This window comes from Altererythrobacter ishigakiensis, assembly GCF_001663155.1.
GTDB lineage: Bacteria > Pseudomonadota > Alphaproteobacteria > Sphingomonadales > Sphingomonadaceae > Erythrobacter > Erythrobacter ishigakiensis.
Window position 1 is genome coordinate 1,823,174 of sequence record NZ_CP015963.1, and the last position, 14,968, is coordinate 1,838,141.

17 protein-coding genes are annotated in these 14,968 nt (G+C 55.5%); 8 read left to right on the forward strand and 9 right to left on the reverse strand.

Annotation, left to right across the window (positions count from 1 at the left end; all coding sequences use genetic code 11):
• Nucleotides 1–73 precede the first annotated feature (73 nt).
• From A6F69_RS08655 to A6F69_RS08685, 7 genes are all read right to left on the reverse strand, one after another.
• Nucleotides 74–841, reverse strand: a complete 768-nt coding sequence (locus A6F69_RS08655) for an ABC transporter permease (protein WP_067599950.1) — start codon at nt 839–841, stop codon at nt 74–76.
• Nucleotides 838–1,782: an ABC transporter ATP-binding protein gene (locus A6F69_RS08660; protein WP_067599953.1), complete on the reverse strand. Its 945-nt coding sequence runs from the start codon at nt 1,780–1,782 to the stop codon at nt 838–840. Before A6F69_RS08660 ends, A6F69_RS08655 begins: the two co-directional genes overlap by 4 nt.
• A 9-nt stretch (nt 1,783–1,791) precedes the next feature.
• Nucleotides 1,792–2,826: a tRNA preQ1(34) S-adenosylmethionine ribosyltransferase-isomerase QueA gene (gene queA / locus A6F69_RS08665; protein ID WP_067599956.1), complete on the reverse strand. Its 1,035-nt coding sequence runs from the start codon at nt 2,824–2,826 to the stop codon at nt 1,792–1,794.
• Nucleotides 2,827–2,870: 44 nt separating this feature from the next.
• Nucleotides 2,871–3,548 (reverse strand): peptidylprolyl isomerase, encoded by a 678-nt coding sequence (locus A6F69_RS08670; protein WP_067599959.1) that lies wholly within the window; start codon nt 3,546–3,548, stop codon nt 2,871–2,873.
• A 104-nt stretch (nt 3,549–3,652) separates the two neighbouring features.
• Nucleotides 3,653–4,144 (reverse strand): pantetheine-phosphate adenylyltransferase, encoded by a 492-nt coding sequence (coaD, locus tag A6F69_RS08675; protein WP_067599962.1) that lies wholly within the window; start codon nt 4,142–4,144, stop codon nt 3,653–3,655.
• A complete protein-coding gene (locus tag A6F69_RS08680; RefSeq protein ID WP_067599965.1) occupies nt 4,141–5,046 on the reverse strand; it encodes a polyprenyl synthetase family protein in 906 nt (301 codons plus the stop codon). Before A6F69_RS08680 ends, coaD begins: the two co-directional genes overlap by 4 nt.
• Nucleotide 5,047: 1 nt before the next feature.
• Nucleotides 5,048–5,329 carry an exodeoxyribonuclease VII small subunit gene (locus tag A6F69_RS08685; protein ID WP_067599967.1) on the reverse strand — a complete coding sequence of 94 codons (282 nt, stop codon included), beginning with the start codon at nt 5,327–5,329 and terminating at the stop codon, nt 5,048–5,050.
• A gap of 55 nt (nt 5,330–5,384) precedes the next feature.
• On the opposite strand from A6F69_RS08685, the gene A6F69_RS08690 reads away from it, so the two are divergent.
• Genes A6F69_RS08690 through A6F69_RS13220 form a run of 4 tightly spaced genes read left to right on the forward strand, consistent with a single transcriptional unit; the run spans nt 5,385 to nt 9,056 of the window.
• Entirely contained in the window at nt 5,385–5,789 is a 405-nt protein-coding gene (locus tag A6F69_RS08690) for a DUF2177 family protein (protein WP_067599970.1), read from the forward strand.
• Between the two features lie 4 nt (nt 5,790–5,793).
• Nucleotides 5,794–6,456, forward strand: a complete 663-nt coding sequence (locus A6F69_RS08695; RefSeq protein WP_067599974.1) for a metal-dependent hydrolase — start codon at nt 5,794–5,796, stop codon at nt 6,454–6,456.
• A gap of 27 nt (nt 6,457–6,483) precedes the next feature.
• On the forward strand, nt 6,484–8,730 hold the full coding sequence (gene purL, locus A6F69_RS08700; protein ID WP_067599977.1) for a phosphoribosylformylglycinamidine synthase subunit PurL: 2,247 nt from the start codon (nt 6,484–6,486) through the stop codon (nt 8,728–8,730).
• 17 nt (nt 8,731–8,747) lie between these two features.
• Nucleotides 8,748–9,056: a DUF6122 family protein gene (locus A6F69_RS13220; RefSeq protein ID WP_281179663.1), complete on the forward strand. Its 309-nt coding sequence runs from the start codon at nt 8,748–8,750 to the stop codon at nt 9,054–9,056.
• On the opposite strand, the gene A6F69_RS08710 is transcribed toward A6F69_RS13220, so the two are convergent.
• On the reverse strand, nt 9,053–9,844 hold the full coding sequence (locus A6F69_RS08710; protein ID WP_067599984.1) for a Coq4 family protein: 792 nt from the start codon (nt 9,842–9,844) through the stop codon (nt 9,053–9,055). The genes A6F69_RS13220 and A6F69_RS08710 overlap by 4 nt on opposite strands.
• Nucleotides 9,845–9,955: 111 nt before the next feature.
• Between A6F69_RS08710 and A6F69_RS08715 the strand changes: the two genes are divergently transcribed.
• Nucleotides 9,956–10,642, forward strand: a complete 687-nt coding sequence (locus A6F69_RS08715) for a nitroreductase family protein (protein ID WP_067599987.1) — start codon at nt 9,956–9,958, stop codon at nt 10,640–10,642.
• A gap of 25 nt (nt 10,643–10,667) precedes the next feature.
• Nucleotides 10,668–11,264 carry a hypothetical protein gene (locus tag A6F69_RS08720; protein WP_067600002.1) on the forward strand — a complete coding sequence of 199 codons (597 nt, stop codon included), beginning with the start codon at nt 10,668–10,670 and terminating at the stop codon, nt 11,262–11,264.
• Here the strand turns inward: A6F69_RS08720 and serB are convergent.
• Nucleotides 11,261–12,175, reverse strand: a complete 915-nt coding sequence (gene serB / locus A6F69_RS08725) for a phosphoserine phosphatase SerB (RefSeq protein ID WP_144573632.1) — start codon at nt 12,173–12,175, stop codon at nt 11,261–11,263. The two genes, A6F69_RS08720 and serB, sit on opposite strands and share 4 nt — an antisense overlap.
• On the opposite strand from serB, the gene miaA reads away from it, so the two are divergent.
• On the forward strand, nt 12,132–13,079 hold the full coding sequence (gene miaA / locus A6F69_RS08730) for a tRNA (adenosine(37)-N6)-dimethylallyltransferase MiaA (protein WP_067602852.1): 948 nt from the start codon (nt 12,132–12,134) through the stop codon (nt 13,077–13,079). The two genes, serB and miaA, sit on opposite strands and share 44 nt — an antisense overlap.
• Before the next feature lie 140 nt (nt 13,080–13,219).
• Nucleotides 13,220–14,962, forward strand: a complete 1,743-nt coding sequence (ilvB, locus tag A6F69_RS08735) for a biosynthetic-type acetolactate synthase large subunit (RefSeq protein WP_067600005.1) — start codon at nt 13,220–13,222, stop codon at nt 14,960–14,962.
• Nucleotides 14,963–14,968 lie beyond the last annotated feature (6 nt).

Below are 14,968 nucleotides of genomic sequence, written 5' to 3' on the forward strand. Positions count from 1 at the left end.
CGAAGTCACATTTTATCGTTTTATTACGATAATTTGCACGTGTTGTAATACGGTAACACAGTTTTATCTGCGGTCAGTCTCGAAGACGCCAACCCGTCTTGAAGATGTAGGCAATTATCGCAGTACAGACAGCCAGGAATCCCAGCGTGATACTCAACGATAACCCGAAGTTGACGTCTCCACTGCCGTAGAATGTCCAGCGCAGTCCGCTGACCAAATAGACAATGGGATTCGCTAGAGCGATCTTGTCCCACGGCGCTGGCAACATGTCGATCGAATAGAATGTACCACCCAGAAAGGTAAGCGGGGTGAGGAAGAGCAGAGGTATAATGCCCAACTTCTCAAAATTGTCGGCCCATACGCCGAGTATGAACCCGAATAACGAGAAGCTTGCCGCCACCAGCATGATGAAGATTATGGCCAGAATTGGATGCGCAATTGTGTAATCCACGAACAGGTTGGCAGTGATCAGTATAATGCTGGCGAGTATCAAGCTTTTCGCAGCTGCAGCACCAACGAAACCAATCAGCGTCTCCGCAACGCCCACCGGAGCTGACAGCAACTCATAGATTGTTCCTGTGAACCGCGGCATATAAATACCGAAGCTCGCGTTCGAAGTGGTTTCCCCAAGCAGGGTGAGCATGAGCAGTCCGGGGATGATAAACGCACCGTAAGTTACGCCATCGATGGGTTCCATCCGGCTGCCGATCGCAGAACCGAACACAATGAAGTAGAGCGATGTTGTCAACACTGGCGCGAGGATCGATTGGAATGCAGTGCGAAACGCCCGCATTACCTCGCGCTTAAAAATGGACCAGGCGCCGCGGAAATTGAAATTCATTGTGCGGCCTCCTTCTCACCCAGAAGCGAGACGAAAATATCTTCAAGCGAGCTCTCTCGAATGTCGATGCCCGTAAAATCGATCCCTGCCACGCTCAGCGCTTTGGTCAATTCGGCGACTTCAGCCTTGCCTTTGCCAGTGCCGTCGCCGCCGCGATAGCAAAGTGACAAGCCTCCCTCTTCGAGCTCGACAGGAAAGCGCTGGATCGTATCCGGCAACTCAGTCATCGCGGAAGCAAGTTCGATGTGCGCTTCGGTCCGGCCCAAGCGCTGCATCATTGCATCTTTCTCATCGACCATCAGCAGTTGGCCCCTGTTAATGATGCCGACGCGATCGGCCATTTCCTCAGCCTCTTCGATATAGTGTGTGGTGAGGATGACAGTTACGCCTCGCTCGCGCATCTGCCCGATCAATTCCCACATACCCTTGCGCAGCTCGACATCGACCCCCGCCGTGGGTTCATCAAGAAACAGCAAGTCAGGTTCGTGCGCGAGCGCCTTGGCTATCAACACACGGCGCTTCATCCCTCCTGAAAGCGCCATGATACGTTCGTCTCGTTTGTCCCAGAGGCTGAGCGCACGCAGGATTTCCTCGATCCGACTCTTGTCTGACGGGAGACCGAACAGACCGCGCGAATAGGAAACAGCGCGGATCACAGGCTCGAACATGTCGGTCGAAAGCTCTTGTGGCACCAGACCGATCCGCGCCCTCGCCTGCCGCCAATGCGTCGCCATGTCATAACCGAAAGCCCGGATAGTCCCACCGCTTGGTCGAACAAGTCCACACACTGCACCGATCAACGTGGTTTTGCCCGCGCCATTGGGACCAAGAAGGGCAAATATCTCACCCTTGCGTATATCCAGATCAACAGAATCAAGTGCTTTTAAACCACCCGGATAGACTTTGGTCAGACCGTGCAGCTCGAGAATAGGTTCGCTCATTGCAACTGATTAGGGCAGGAGCAGTGAGGAGTCACCATATGAATAGAAACGGTAGTTCGCATTTATCGCGTGCGCATAAGCCTCCATCATGCGTTCGCGACCTATCAGTGCGCTAACCAGCATTATCAAAGTGGATTTTGGCAGATGGAAGTTGGTCATCAATCCATCGACACCTTTGAAACGGTATCCCGGGGTTATGAAGATGTCAGTATCACCTTCAAATGGGGCGATAGTTCGATCATCGCATGCGGCGCTCTCAAGCAAACGCAAGGAAGTTGTCCCAACGGCGATAATCCGCTTTCCAGCCACCCGAGCAGCATTCAGGCGCTCTGCAACCTGGGGCGTTATTCGGCCCCATTCCGAATGCATCTGATGATCGTCGGTATCATCGGCTTTAACCGGCAAGAAGGTTCCTGCCCCGACGTGCAGCGTCAGCGTTTCGTGGCGAATGCCCGCGGCATCCAATTCAGACATCAAACGCTCTGTAAAATGCAGTGAGGCAGTGGGTGCCGCGACAGCTCCATCCTTCTGTGCAAACATGGTCTGGTAGTCTTCGTAGTCCTGCTCATCGATGTCTCGCTTGCCCGCAATGTACGGCGGCAAAGGCATTGTTCCCGCACGGTCGAGAAGGACTTCGACAGGCTCATCGCCTTCAAAAAGCAGCGTGAAGCTCCCGTCTTGATTGCGGGTTTCAGCAAGCGCAGTGACTCCGCCGCCAAAGACGATCTGATCCCCTTCCTTCAGGCGTTTGGCGTTTCGGATGAATGCTATCCAGCGGCGCAGATCCTCTCGCTTGTGCAAAGTGGCACCGATCTTGGCTTCGCCCCCGGCGCGCCGTCCTTCAAGCTGACCCGGGATTACACGCGTGTCGTTGAAGACAAGCACATCGCCGGCAGAAAGCAATTTGGGCAGATCCCGCACACCCCTGTCTTCGAAAGGTCCTGTACCCGGTACATAGAGCATGCGCGCGGCATCGCGCGGGCGAACTGGACGCAGTGCGATCAGCTCTTGCGGGAGTTCGAAATCAAACAGGTCAACACGCATGATCCGCGCGCCTTAAGGCCGACAGTGGCGGTTGAAAAGCTCGATCAGCTAAGCGGAGCGTTCAACGCATCCGCTGTGATCTCTTCTTCCACTGGCGCTTCGGCTTGCGGGAAGACCTGAGGTTTGTTGTCGGATGCAAGGCTAGCCTGCAGAATTCGCGTTGGGTTTGCCGGCGGCTCACCACGCGTGATCGCATCGACACCTTCCATATTGGCAATCACACGACCGAAATTGGTGTAACGCTTATCCAGACTGAAACGCGGATAGAAGACAATGAAGAACTGACTATTTGCACTGTTCTCTTCATTCGCACGTGCCATGGACACTGTTCCGCGAATATGCGGCCGCGGGTTAAACTCTGCCTCAAGGTCTGGCATAGCAGAACTGCCCTGCCCAGTGCCTGTGGGATCGCCACCCTGTGCCATGAACCCTTCAATGACCCGGTGGAAAATCACGCCGTCGTAGAATCCTGTACGGGTGAGCGTTTTTATGCGCTCTACATGGTTGGGCGCCCATGCCGGCATCAGGCGGATTGCAACCCGTTCACCATTTGAAAGGTCAAGCAACCACACATTTTCCGGATCGACCGCCGGATCATAATTGATGGCACGGGGCAGAGGAGCAGCGGCTTCAGAAGCCGGCTCTGTATCCTGTGCGGAACCGTGGGCCGGCATTGATAGCATTCCAATGGAAAGCGTGGCGGCGAGAATTTTCTTCATCATGTTAAAGGTCACGTGATCTTTTGTTTAATTCAGTAAAGCGGGAAGCTGGTTAGCCGGATAGAACTGTCGCGGCAATGAATGATCGCGTCTCTCTCAACAGCAGGCTATTCGGCGAGCTTTGCCAGGACATCGGCTCTAACACTGCTTGTCACGAATTTGGAGATCTCACCGCCATAGATGGCGACTTCCTTCACAAGTCGGCTTGCGATGTGTTGAAGCGAAATATCCGCCATCAAGAATACAGTCTCAACCTCGTGATTCAGCTGCCGGTTCATGCCTGTAAGCTGATATTCGTATTCGAAATCGGTCACTCCGCGGATTCCGCGAATAACAGTGCTGGCACCCATTTCATCGGCAAAATCGACGAGCAATGAGTTGAAGCCCACCACACGGATATTTCCCGGACTAATCCCGGCAACCTCACGTTCGACAATAGCGATCCGTTCTTCGTCAGAAAACATCGGGGACTTAGCTAGATTGGTGGTTACTCCGATGATCAACTCATCAACCAGTTTCGCACCGCGCTCGATAATGTCCATATGACCCAAGGTGATCGGATCAAAAGTTCCCGGATAGATCCCTGTGCGTTTTGTCACCTGTCCCTCTCCACAATGTAACGCGCGACGGCGGCCAGCATCTTTGCCTCATCGCCATGGACCGACAAATGGCCGATGGCTTGATCAACCAGCGCACGTGCTTGTTCTCTCGCCTTGCCTGCACCCATCAGCGTGACAAAGGTCTGCTTTCCCTGCCCCTCATCCTTGCGCAGCGCCTTCCCGGCCTTGTCTGCATCGCCTTCAACGTCCAGCAGGTCATCCGCAATCTGGAAGGCAAGACCGATATCGCGGGCGTAAGCACGAAGATGCGCTCTCCCCTCTGGCTGTACATGCCCCATTATCGCGCCCATCTCTACAGAAGCAGCCAGCAATGCTCCCGTTTTCAATTGTTGAAGCCGCGTGATGGTATGCAGATCGTAATCCTCTTCCTCCGCCATCATATCCATCATCTGACCACCAGCCATACCGTCTTTGCCGCTGGCTTTCCCCAGTGTGAGGATAAGCTCTGAACGCGTGAACGGGTCTTCACTGGTGGCAGTATCGGACAAGATCTCAAATGCGAGCGCGTGGAGCGAATCTCCGGCAAGAACCGCTGTCGCCTCATCGAACTCCAAATGCAGAGTTGGTTTGCCATGGCGCAGAGCATCATCATCCATACACGGCAGGTCATCATGGATCAGTGAGTAGACATGGATCGCTTCGACTGCGCAGGCCGCGCGTAGTGCCGAATCGCGATTTACGCCGAACAGCTCTGCCGTACTAACCAACAACAATGGTCTGACCCGCTTGCCGCCGCCGATTGCGGCATACCGCATTGCTTCTACCAACCGCGCCCGACTATCCTGCGGAACCGGTAAAAGCGCATCGAACACGCTATCAACCTCACGCTGAACGCGCGAAAGCCCGTCTTTCAGGAAACTGTGGTCGATCGCCGCAGCCATCCTATTGCCCGTCGGAATCAAATGGGACAGTGGACGCTGCGCTCCCGCTGCTATCGGTAACGATCTTCTCAATCCGGGCCTGGGCATCATCCAGGCGCGACTGGCAATGATTGCGCAACTGCTCTCCTCGCTCGTAAAGACTGATCGATTGGTCCAGCGGAACATCGCCACTTTCCAATTGCTGGACAACCTCTTCCAATGCGGTGAGTGCTTGCTCGAAGCTCAACTGTGAAATGTCTGTTTCTGACACGTTTTGTCTGATCCCTTCCTTGGCGAGAAGCATTGACCGCCACAGCCCAGACGGTCAAGCTACGATACGAAAGAACGGAGAGTCGCGAATGATAAAATGGGTGATAGCTTACGTTTCGGCAGCAATCGCGTTTGGCGTATTGGATGCGATCTGGCTCCGGTGGGCAGGACCCAATTTGTATGAACCGGTGATCGGCGGAATCATGGCGGACAATTTCCGTGTTGTCCCTGCAGCAGCGTTCTATACAATTTATCTGGCAGGCATGTGCTGGTTTGCAATCAGGCCGGGCCTCGATTCCGGGCAGGTTGGCACTGCATTGATCAATGGGGCTATTCTGGGGGCGGTTTGCTACGCAACTTTTGATCTAACCAGTCAGGCAGTTTTCAAGGTTTGGGCTACACACATCAGCGTTGCTGACATTGCATGGGGAACATTCGTGACTGGCACGTCGGCGGCAATTGCGACATGGATCACTCTTAAGTTCTCCGGATAAAGATATGTTTATTGGTCATTTTGCCCCTGCATTTGCTGCCGCGGCAGTAAGTCCTCGTGCGCCGAAGCTCGGCACCCTGTTTATCGCCGCTCAATTGGTCGACTGGGCATTCTTCGGGTTTGCAATTGTCGGTATCGAAGCGATGCGCATTGACCCAAGCGCGACAGCTATGGTGCCGTATGATCTCTACCACATGCCCTACACACACAGCCTGCTCGGTACCGGAGTGTGGGCCGTGATCTTCGGACTGCTCGTTTTCGCGATCTTGCGCGAAGCTTCTGCTGGAGTACTGGCGGCGTTTGTGGTCGCCTCACATTGGCTGCTCGACTTTGTCACGCATCGACCTGACTTGACACTCGCGGGCGGGGATTCGGTCTATGGACTGGGGCTTTGGAATTTACCGTTCATCGCTATTCCGCTCGAGCTCTCCATCACGCTTGGAGCATTCTACTGGTATGTGAAGCGAACAAGGGGCCCGGTCGGGCCGCCAATCATTTTGCTGGTCTTGTTGCTGATCATGCAGGCAGTGAATTGGTTTGGGCCGCACCCGGATGAAGCCGGGCTGGGTCTCTATGTGCAGGCTTTGATTGCTTTCGGAGTGCTGACTCTTGCGGCGCGCTGGGTCGGGGACAATCGCAAGCACAAACGCGCAATGGGCTGGCGGTAAATCCCGGTCGGCGCTAAGGGCGCTGACATGGCTACAATCGCATCTCAAATCACCCCCGAAGTCGTCGAACAGCACGGGCTGAGCCCGGAGGAATATGAGCGCGTACTCCACGCACTTGGCCGTGAGCCAAACCTGGTGGAGCTCGGAATTTTTTCAGTCATGTGGTCAGAGCATTGTTCGTACAAGAGCTCTCGCCTGCACTTGAAGAAATTGCCGACCGAAGCGCCTTGGGTGATCTGCGGCCCGGGTGAAAATGCTGGCGTAATCGATATTGGCGATGGTCAGGCTGCCATTTTTAAGATGGAGAGCCACAACCACCCGAGCTACATCGAACCATACCAAGGGGCTGCAACCGGTGTCGGCGGCATCCTGCGCGATGTATTCACCATGGGCGCGCGCCCGGCCGCAAACGCCAACGCGCTACGATTTGGCCGTCCAGACCATCCCAAGATGCAACATCTCGTGAAAGGCGTGGTCGCTGGTATCGGCGGCTATGGCAATTGCGTGGGCGTACCTACCGTGTGCGGCGAAACCAATTTCCATCCGGCCTATGACGGGAATATTCTCGTCAATGCGATGACTGTTGGCGTCGCGGACGCGGACAAGATTTTCTACTCTGCAGCAACCGGCGTGGGGAACCCTATCGTCTATGTCGGGTCGAAGACCGGTCGCGATGGCATACATGGCGCAACGATGGCGAGCGCCGATTTTGAGGAAGATGCCGACGCCAAGCGTCCAACTGTACAGGTGGGAGATCCATTTACCGAGAAGCTGCTTATAGAAGCCTGTCTCGAGCTGATGGCGACCGACGCCATCGTGGCGATTCAGGACATGGGCGCAGCCGGTCTAACCTCATCCAGTGTCGAGATGGCCACAAATGGTAGGGCAGGCATTCGCTTGGACATGGACAAGGTGCCATGCCGCGAAGAGGGCATGACGCCCTATGAAATGATGTTGAGCGAAAGCCAGGAGCGGATGCTCATGGTGCTGAAGCCCGGCAAGGAAGAGATGGCAGCTGCCATTTTCGAGAAGTGGGAACTTGATTTCGCGGTGATCGGTGAAGTCACCGACACGCAGCACATGGTGCTCGAGTTCGGCGGTGAAGTAGTCTGCGACATCCCTCTCGGCCCACTCGCCGCCGATGCGCCTGAGTATGACCGCCCTTACCTCTCGAAAGAGGATTACACGGCGTGGGCGCAGATCACGCCTATGCAAGATGCGCCTGACAGCGCCGATCCGGGGGCAGACTTGCTCAAGATGATGGCAAGCCCGCAGTTGGCCTCTCGCTCCTGGATCGCAGAGCAATATGACAGCCAAGTCATGGGCGACACGCTGCAAACCGGCGGCGATGCCGGTGTCGTTCGCGTGCACGGCACGAAGAAGGCACTCGCAATCAGCACCGATTGCACCCCGCGCTATGTCTATGCCGATCCCTACGAGGGTGGAAAGCAAGCGATTGCGGAGGCTTATCGCAATCTTTGCGCTGTTGGTGCGCGTCCGCTTGCGGTGACAAACTGTCTCAATTTCGCGAACCCCCAGCGTCCTGAAATCATGGCGCAGTTCGTCCACGCACTTGAAGGCATGGGCGATGCCTGCCGGATGCTCGATTTCCCCATCGTTTCCGGCAACGTCAGCTTGTACAACGAAAGCAAGGCTACCGGCGGCGGTTCAGCTATCCTGCCCACCCCTGCAATCGGCGGCGTCGGCATCATCGATGATTACGGTCACATGATGACGATGGGCTTCAAGAATGAGGGCGACACTCTCTATCTGGTCGGCCCTGAGTTCTGGGCAAAACCTGATCCAACGCGCTCACACCTGGGCAAATCGCTGTGGCTGCAAATTGTTCATGGGCGTGATGAAGGACGCACTCCGCCGACAGACCTCGTGGTTGAACGCAATGCGGGCAAGATCATTCACGAGTTGATCGAGGATGGCCTCGTCAACGCAGTGCACGATCTGTCCGATGGCGGCCTCGCCGTTGGGTTGGCAGAAATGGCGCTAGCGAGTGGAATGGGTGCAAATGTCGAAGCGCATCCCGATTACACTGCTGCGCAATGGTGGTTCGGTGAAGATCAGGGGCGCTATGTTATCTCCGTTCCAGACACCGAAGCACTGAACGCTGCACTCGCCAAGGGTACCGAAAACGCAGAGACCGCGCAGATCGGTTTCCGCCGTATCGGCACCGTTGGCGGAGATAGCCTTCTCGGAGTTTCGCTCAGTGACTTGCGCGAAGCCCACAAGAGCTTCTTCGGCGACTGGATGGAAGCATAGAGTTTCTCCAGCCAATCCTGCACTACGGCGGTCATTGGATTGCGCCGTTTCTTTTCGCGGCACTTATTTGGCGTGACAAATGGAGCCGTGCAGGCCTTGTTATCGCTAGCGCAAATTTGATCGACCTGGACCATTTGCTGGCTGATCCGATTTTTGATCCCAACCGTTGCAGCATCGGTTTTCACCTACTGCATGGTTGGGAAGCCGCAATCATTTACGTGCTAATGTTAGGGGTGCCTAGATGGTGGGTGCGCGCCTTTGCAATCGGCGCCATTTGGCATTTGGCGGTCGACTACGGTGATTGCGTGATGATGCAGGCCGCTTAAGCCGCCAAAGCCTCAGGCATAATCATATCATCGTCTTGCAGACCTTCTTCGAACAGCTGCGCGATACACTGGCGATAGATCACAGGTTCACCGATATTGAGGCGTTTACGCGCTTCATCAATATCTTCCCGCATCAATGCCTCGATGTCTTCGTGAGCAATTTTCGCCGCTGCCTTGCCCAGCGCTCGACCCTCACGGATAGCATCAAATATAGGTGCCTTGGTCTTGGTTTCCTTCATTCTCTGACGCGTTCCCGCGTAGGCGATGAAAAGAATGCCAAGATTGTGGTTCTGCTCGTAGCTGAAGCCGAGCAAGCATGCTTCACCTAAGCCGTCGCGATTGTAAGTTGTCAGGACGTGAAACAGGTCATGCGTGTCACGCAGCCGTTCAAAATACCACTCGGTCTGATCCTGATGCCGTTTCTCTGCTGGCTGCCACTTGTGGCTTTCTTCGACCAGCCCAGCCGCTGAGAGCCCCTCGCGCTTCATAAAACGCATGTAGTGCTGCGCCACAGTATTGGGTCCGCAATCGGCCCAGCGCGCATGGTCATCAAGCATCGCCGGAATGTTGACCTCTTCGCGCATCATCCGCTGGCCCTCTGGTGATCGGATGAAATCCCAGCCCTGCTTGTGGCCTTTGCGCCCCTTGAGGGCTTCAATGATGTGAAAAACCTGCTCGGTGTCTTCCTTGTCCGCGACCAGTTTGCGGAAATGCTTCCACACCTTGAAAGGCCTGAAACCGGTGGTCTTGCGACCTGGTGCAACCAAAGGGCGATCGATAACAGCCATTGTGAGCTCCTGAGTAGCTGGTAGCAACTTACAACATTGTAAATTCGCTGTCCACGCTCCCGACGGTGTAACAACTTCCGTTCGCTGCGCGAATGCGCAAAAAGAAAGACTATGCAAGACACCGAAACTCTACCCTATTCGCTGCCGGCTCTATCTGATGAGGAAAGCATTGCGCGCGCGCGGTCGCTACGAGATCGATTGAAAGAGCGCCGCACCTGCCGTTTCTTTTCGGACAGCCCTGTCCCACGCGAGGTCATCGAAGCTGCGATCGAGGCTGCAGGGAGCGCGCCCAATGGCGCGAACCATCAGCCCTGGCACTTCGCCATCGTATCCACTGCGGAAAAGAAATGCGCGATCCGCGAGGCAGCTGAAGAAGAAGAGCGCAGGTTTTACGGAGCCGATGGAGACAAGCCCAAGGCAAGCGAGGAATGGCTCGAAGCACTTGCGCCCATTGGTACAGACGAAGAAAAGCCATTTCTGGAAACCGCCCCTTGGTTGATCGTAGTCTTCGCTCAGCGCAAGGGCGGGATCGATGAGGACGGAAAAACACAGAACTACTACGTCAACGAGAGCGTTGGCATCGCTTGCGGTATGCTCATTGCGACCTTGCATGAGGCAGGCTGCGCAACGCTAACGCATACCCCCTCCCCCATGGGTTTCCTGCGCGAAATCTGCGGTCGACCTGAATGGGAAAAGCCGTTGATGATTGTTGTCGTCGGCCACCCCACAGACGACGCGACAGTTCCGGCGCATGCGGTGAAGAAAAAACCGCTTAGCCAGATCGCAAGTTGGATTTAGCCAGACCTCTGGGGAGGAGAATTCAATGCAAAAGACTTGGCCGGTTTGGATTGGAGGCATTCTAGGGCTTGCAGCCATCGCATTCGCGTTTGGGACACAGGCTGGCGTAGTCAATCAATGGCACGAAGCCGCGCATTATACAGCGCGCGTTGGTTTCCCCCTGCTCATTCTAGCCTATATCGCAAGACCGATGGTCGAACTGACCCGCAGTGAGTGGGCGAAGTATGTTCTGGCGCGGCGGAAATACTTCGGACTTGGTTTCGCTGTTGCGCATACAATCCATCTGGCCGCACTCATTACTGCGATAGAAGTATCGGGCGAAGGCAAAGGTATTGTGACCTATGTCTTTGGGGGCGCTGCCTATGCGATCCTTTACGTAATGGCATTCACATCCAACCCGGCCTCAATGAAGGCCATGGGCATTTGGTGGAAACGCGTGCACCGCGTGGGGATCCACTATCTTTGGTTCATTTTCTTCCAAAGCTATGCGGGCCGAATGGCTGATCCAGAGGAAGCCATGATCGCCATACCGTTCACCATCATTGCCCTGGCCGCCGCAGCTGTTCGCTTCTTGGTGTGGTGGAAGGTGCGACAGCGCAAGCGCGCTGCCAACGCGAACTAGCCGCGTACCCAATCTTCTTCCGGGATTCCGAGCAAGCGAAGCACCGACGTCAGATCACCGCTATCGATCCACCCATTCGCGGCCTGCTTCGTCTTCGGCTTGGCCTTATACGCCATGCCGTAGTGGGCCTCTTGCAGCATCGGAATATCATTGGCGCCATCACCGGTCGCCAGCGAAATCGCGCCTTCGCCCAATTTCGCCAGCTCACTCTTCAGCGCGGCGCGTTTGACCGAACTGTCAACAATCGGCCCGATCAGACCGCCTGACAATTTACCGCCTTCAACCTCAAGCCGGTTTCCGACCACATGCTGAAACCCAAGCTGCTGAGCCACCGGATCTGCAAAATGGTGAAAACCTCCGGTGACGAGAACAGTCTCGCAATCGTGCTCCTTGAGAGTCTGCACCAGCATGCGCGCGCCCGGCATCGCGGATATCCGTTCCTCGAGACACTGTTGAATCGCGCCTTCATCGAGCCCTGCAAGCAACTTCACCCGTTCACGCAAGGCATCTTCGAAATCCAATTCTCCCTGCATCGCACGCTCGGTAATGGCGGCAATCTGCGGCTTTATCCCGGCATAATCAGCCAGCTCGTCGATGCATTCCTGCCCGATCATGGTGGAATCCATGTCTGAAATGAACAGATCCGGCAGGTCGAAACCATGATCGCTGATCAGCGCCGCTTCTGCACCCAAAGCATCGCTCAACAAGCGAGGTAGAAGCGCGGGATCATACTCGGCGTTCCACTCAATCTCATGCACGCCCAGATCAATCTCGACCGGTTCAAACGCCGCGTCAAGTTCGATCAGCCACTTCGGCGGATTGCTCAAACGAGTTTCAAGCTGAGCTGCGTCTGCTATCAGCCGGGCGATGGGCAAAGGAGAATCTCCGAATAGAAAACCGGTTGCGCTCATCGCAGGGCCAACCGCCAGCGGCAAGAGCGCAATTGCTTTGCGGCTTGCAAGCGCACGTTTGGCCAATGGCCTGCAAACCGTCATCATCAACGCGGACAGCATGCAGGTTTATCGCGATATACCCGTGCTCGCCGCCACTCCGGATACCGATGAGCAAAGCCAGTGCCCGCACAAGCTCTATGGCGCGTGGGATGGAGCGGAGGCCTGCTCTGCCGCAGACTGGGCAGTACGTGCGAAGCAAGAGATCGCTAAGGCACACGATACGGGTGCCCTTCCCGTTCTGGTCGGCGGAACAGGCATGTACATGAAGGTGCTGCTAGAAGGAATCGCACCAATTCCCGATATCGATCCAGAAATTCGCGAGCAAGTTCGCGCGATGGATACTGCCGATGCATATCTTGCGCTTGAGTCAGAAGATCCTGAGCGTGCTGCCCTTTTGGAACCCACGGATAGCCAGCGGATCGCGCGGGCGTTGGAAGTGATGCGTTCTACCGGTCAACCGCTTAACCATTGGCAGGAAAGGAAGACTGGCGGAATTGAAGGGCAGATCGAACTCCATCCATTGATCCTGCTCCCCAACAGGGATTGGCTCTACGAGAGATGTGATCGCCGTTTCGAGAGCATGCTCGAATCCGGCGCAATTGATGAGGTGCGAAATTTGCTTGACCGTGGGTTTGATCACAAACTCCCGGTCATGCGGGCAATCGGCGTTCCGGAGATCGTGGCGCTGGTGAAAGGAGAACTTTCCCGCGCTGAAGCAATCACCGCTGGTCAGCAATCAACACGGAATTACGCCAAGAGGCAGTATACATGGTTCCGTCGGCAACCTCCCGAGAGCTGGCCACGTGCAGAATCAATAAATAACGATGTTGAGCCTTATTTTGCATCATTATTACAATCATAACGGTTGACACGTTAGATTCGAACGCATAGCGAGGTCTCGTGAGGCCCGGTGTTGCAGTCCCTGCACCGGGCCTGTTTATTAGGGACAAAAAGAGCTGGAATAAGCGGGCCAGTCTCCCGCGCAAATGGAAGGAAACACTCGTGTCGAGCGAACGCAGCGGCGCAAAGATACTGGTAGATTGCCTGATCGATCAGGGAGTTGAATTTGTCTTCGGCTACCCCGGCGGCGCGGTCTTGCCCATTTACGATGAATTGTTCGGCGACCTACGCATTCGCCATATCCTTGTACGCCATGAAGCTGGTGCAGCCCATGCCGCAGAGGGATATGCCCGCTCAACAGGCAAGCCGGGTGTGGTTCTGGTTACTTCAGGCCCAGGCGCAACAAATGCCGTTACCGGAATCGCGGACGCGTTCCTCGACTCCATTCCTATGGTCGTCATCACCGGACAGGTCCCTACCCCTCTGATCGGCACCGACGCGTTTCAGGAGGCCGACACCGTCGGCATCACCCGCCACTGCACCAAGCACAATTATCTGGTCAAAGACCCTGTCGATCTGAAGCCAACTCTGGAAGAAGCATTCCGTATCGCAACAACGGGCCGCCCTGGTCCGGTCGTTGTCGACATTCCGAAGGACGTGCAAATCGCCGTGCCGTCGATGCAGCGGGCGACTAAATCAGCTTCTCACCGGTACGAACCGCAAATGGTCGGCAGCGCCGAAGCCATTGCGGAAGCTGTTGATCTGATCGCCAATGCCGAGCGGCCAGTCTTATACACCGGCGGCGGTGTGATTAATTCGGGGCCAGAGGCGAGTAAGTTGCTACGCCAACTACAGGATATGACGGGTGCACCACTGACCAGCACGCTGATGGGACTTGGCGCATTCCCCGCCGATCATCCCGATTGGCTGGGCATGTTGGGGATGCACGGCACCTACGAAGCCAATATGGCGATGAACAAGTGCGATGTGATGTTGTGTGTCGGCGCACGATTTGATGATCGTGTCACTGGACGTCTTGATGCCTTCAGCCCTGAAAGCACCAAGATTCATATCGATATCGATCGTAGCTCGATCAACAAAACCGTTCCGGTTGAGCTGCCAATTCTAGGTGATTGCGCAGCAGTTCTGCAGCAATTGGTTGCAGCCTGGGGTGATCGCAAGCCGAGAGATCTGGGCGAGTGGAAAGCCCGCATCGCGGGATGGCGCGCGCGCGAATGCCTCGCCTATCCCGAGAAGTCAGAGATGATCATGCCGCAAAAGGCGGTTGAGAGACTCTTCGCGCTCACCAAGGATAGCAACCCGATCATCACAACCGAAGTCGGCCAGCACCAAATGTGGGCCGCGCAATATTTCGGGTTCAACGATCCGAACAAATGGCTGACCTCTGGCGGGCTTGGCACCATGGGTTATGGCCTGCCAGCAGCGATCGGCGCGCAACTGGGCAATCCAGACGATCTGGTGATCGATATCGCTGGTGAAGCATCGATCCAAATGAACATTCAGGAGCTTGGCACAGCCAGCCAGTATCGCTTGCCGGTTAAAGTGTTCATTTTGAACAACGAATATATGGGCATGGTCCGCCAATGGCAGGAATTGACCTATGAAAGCCGTTATTCAAACAGTTACTCGGATAGTTTGCCGGACTTTGTGAAGCTTGCTGAAAGTTATGGCTGGACCGGCATCCGTATTAATGACGAAAGCGAGTTGGATGCCGGAATCGAAGCTATGCTGGCTGCTGACGGGCCGGTCATCGTCGATTGTCTTGTCTCGCCAAGCGCTAACTGCTTTCCGATGATCCCCTCAGGTGCGGCACATACCGAGATGCTTCTCTACGGCGATCAGGTCGAAGGCACGATGGACGATGAAGCGAAAGCACTGGTTTAAGGACGG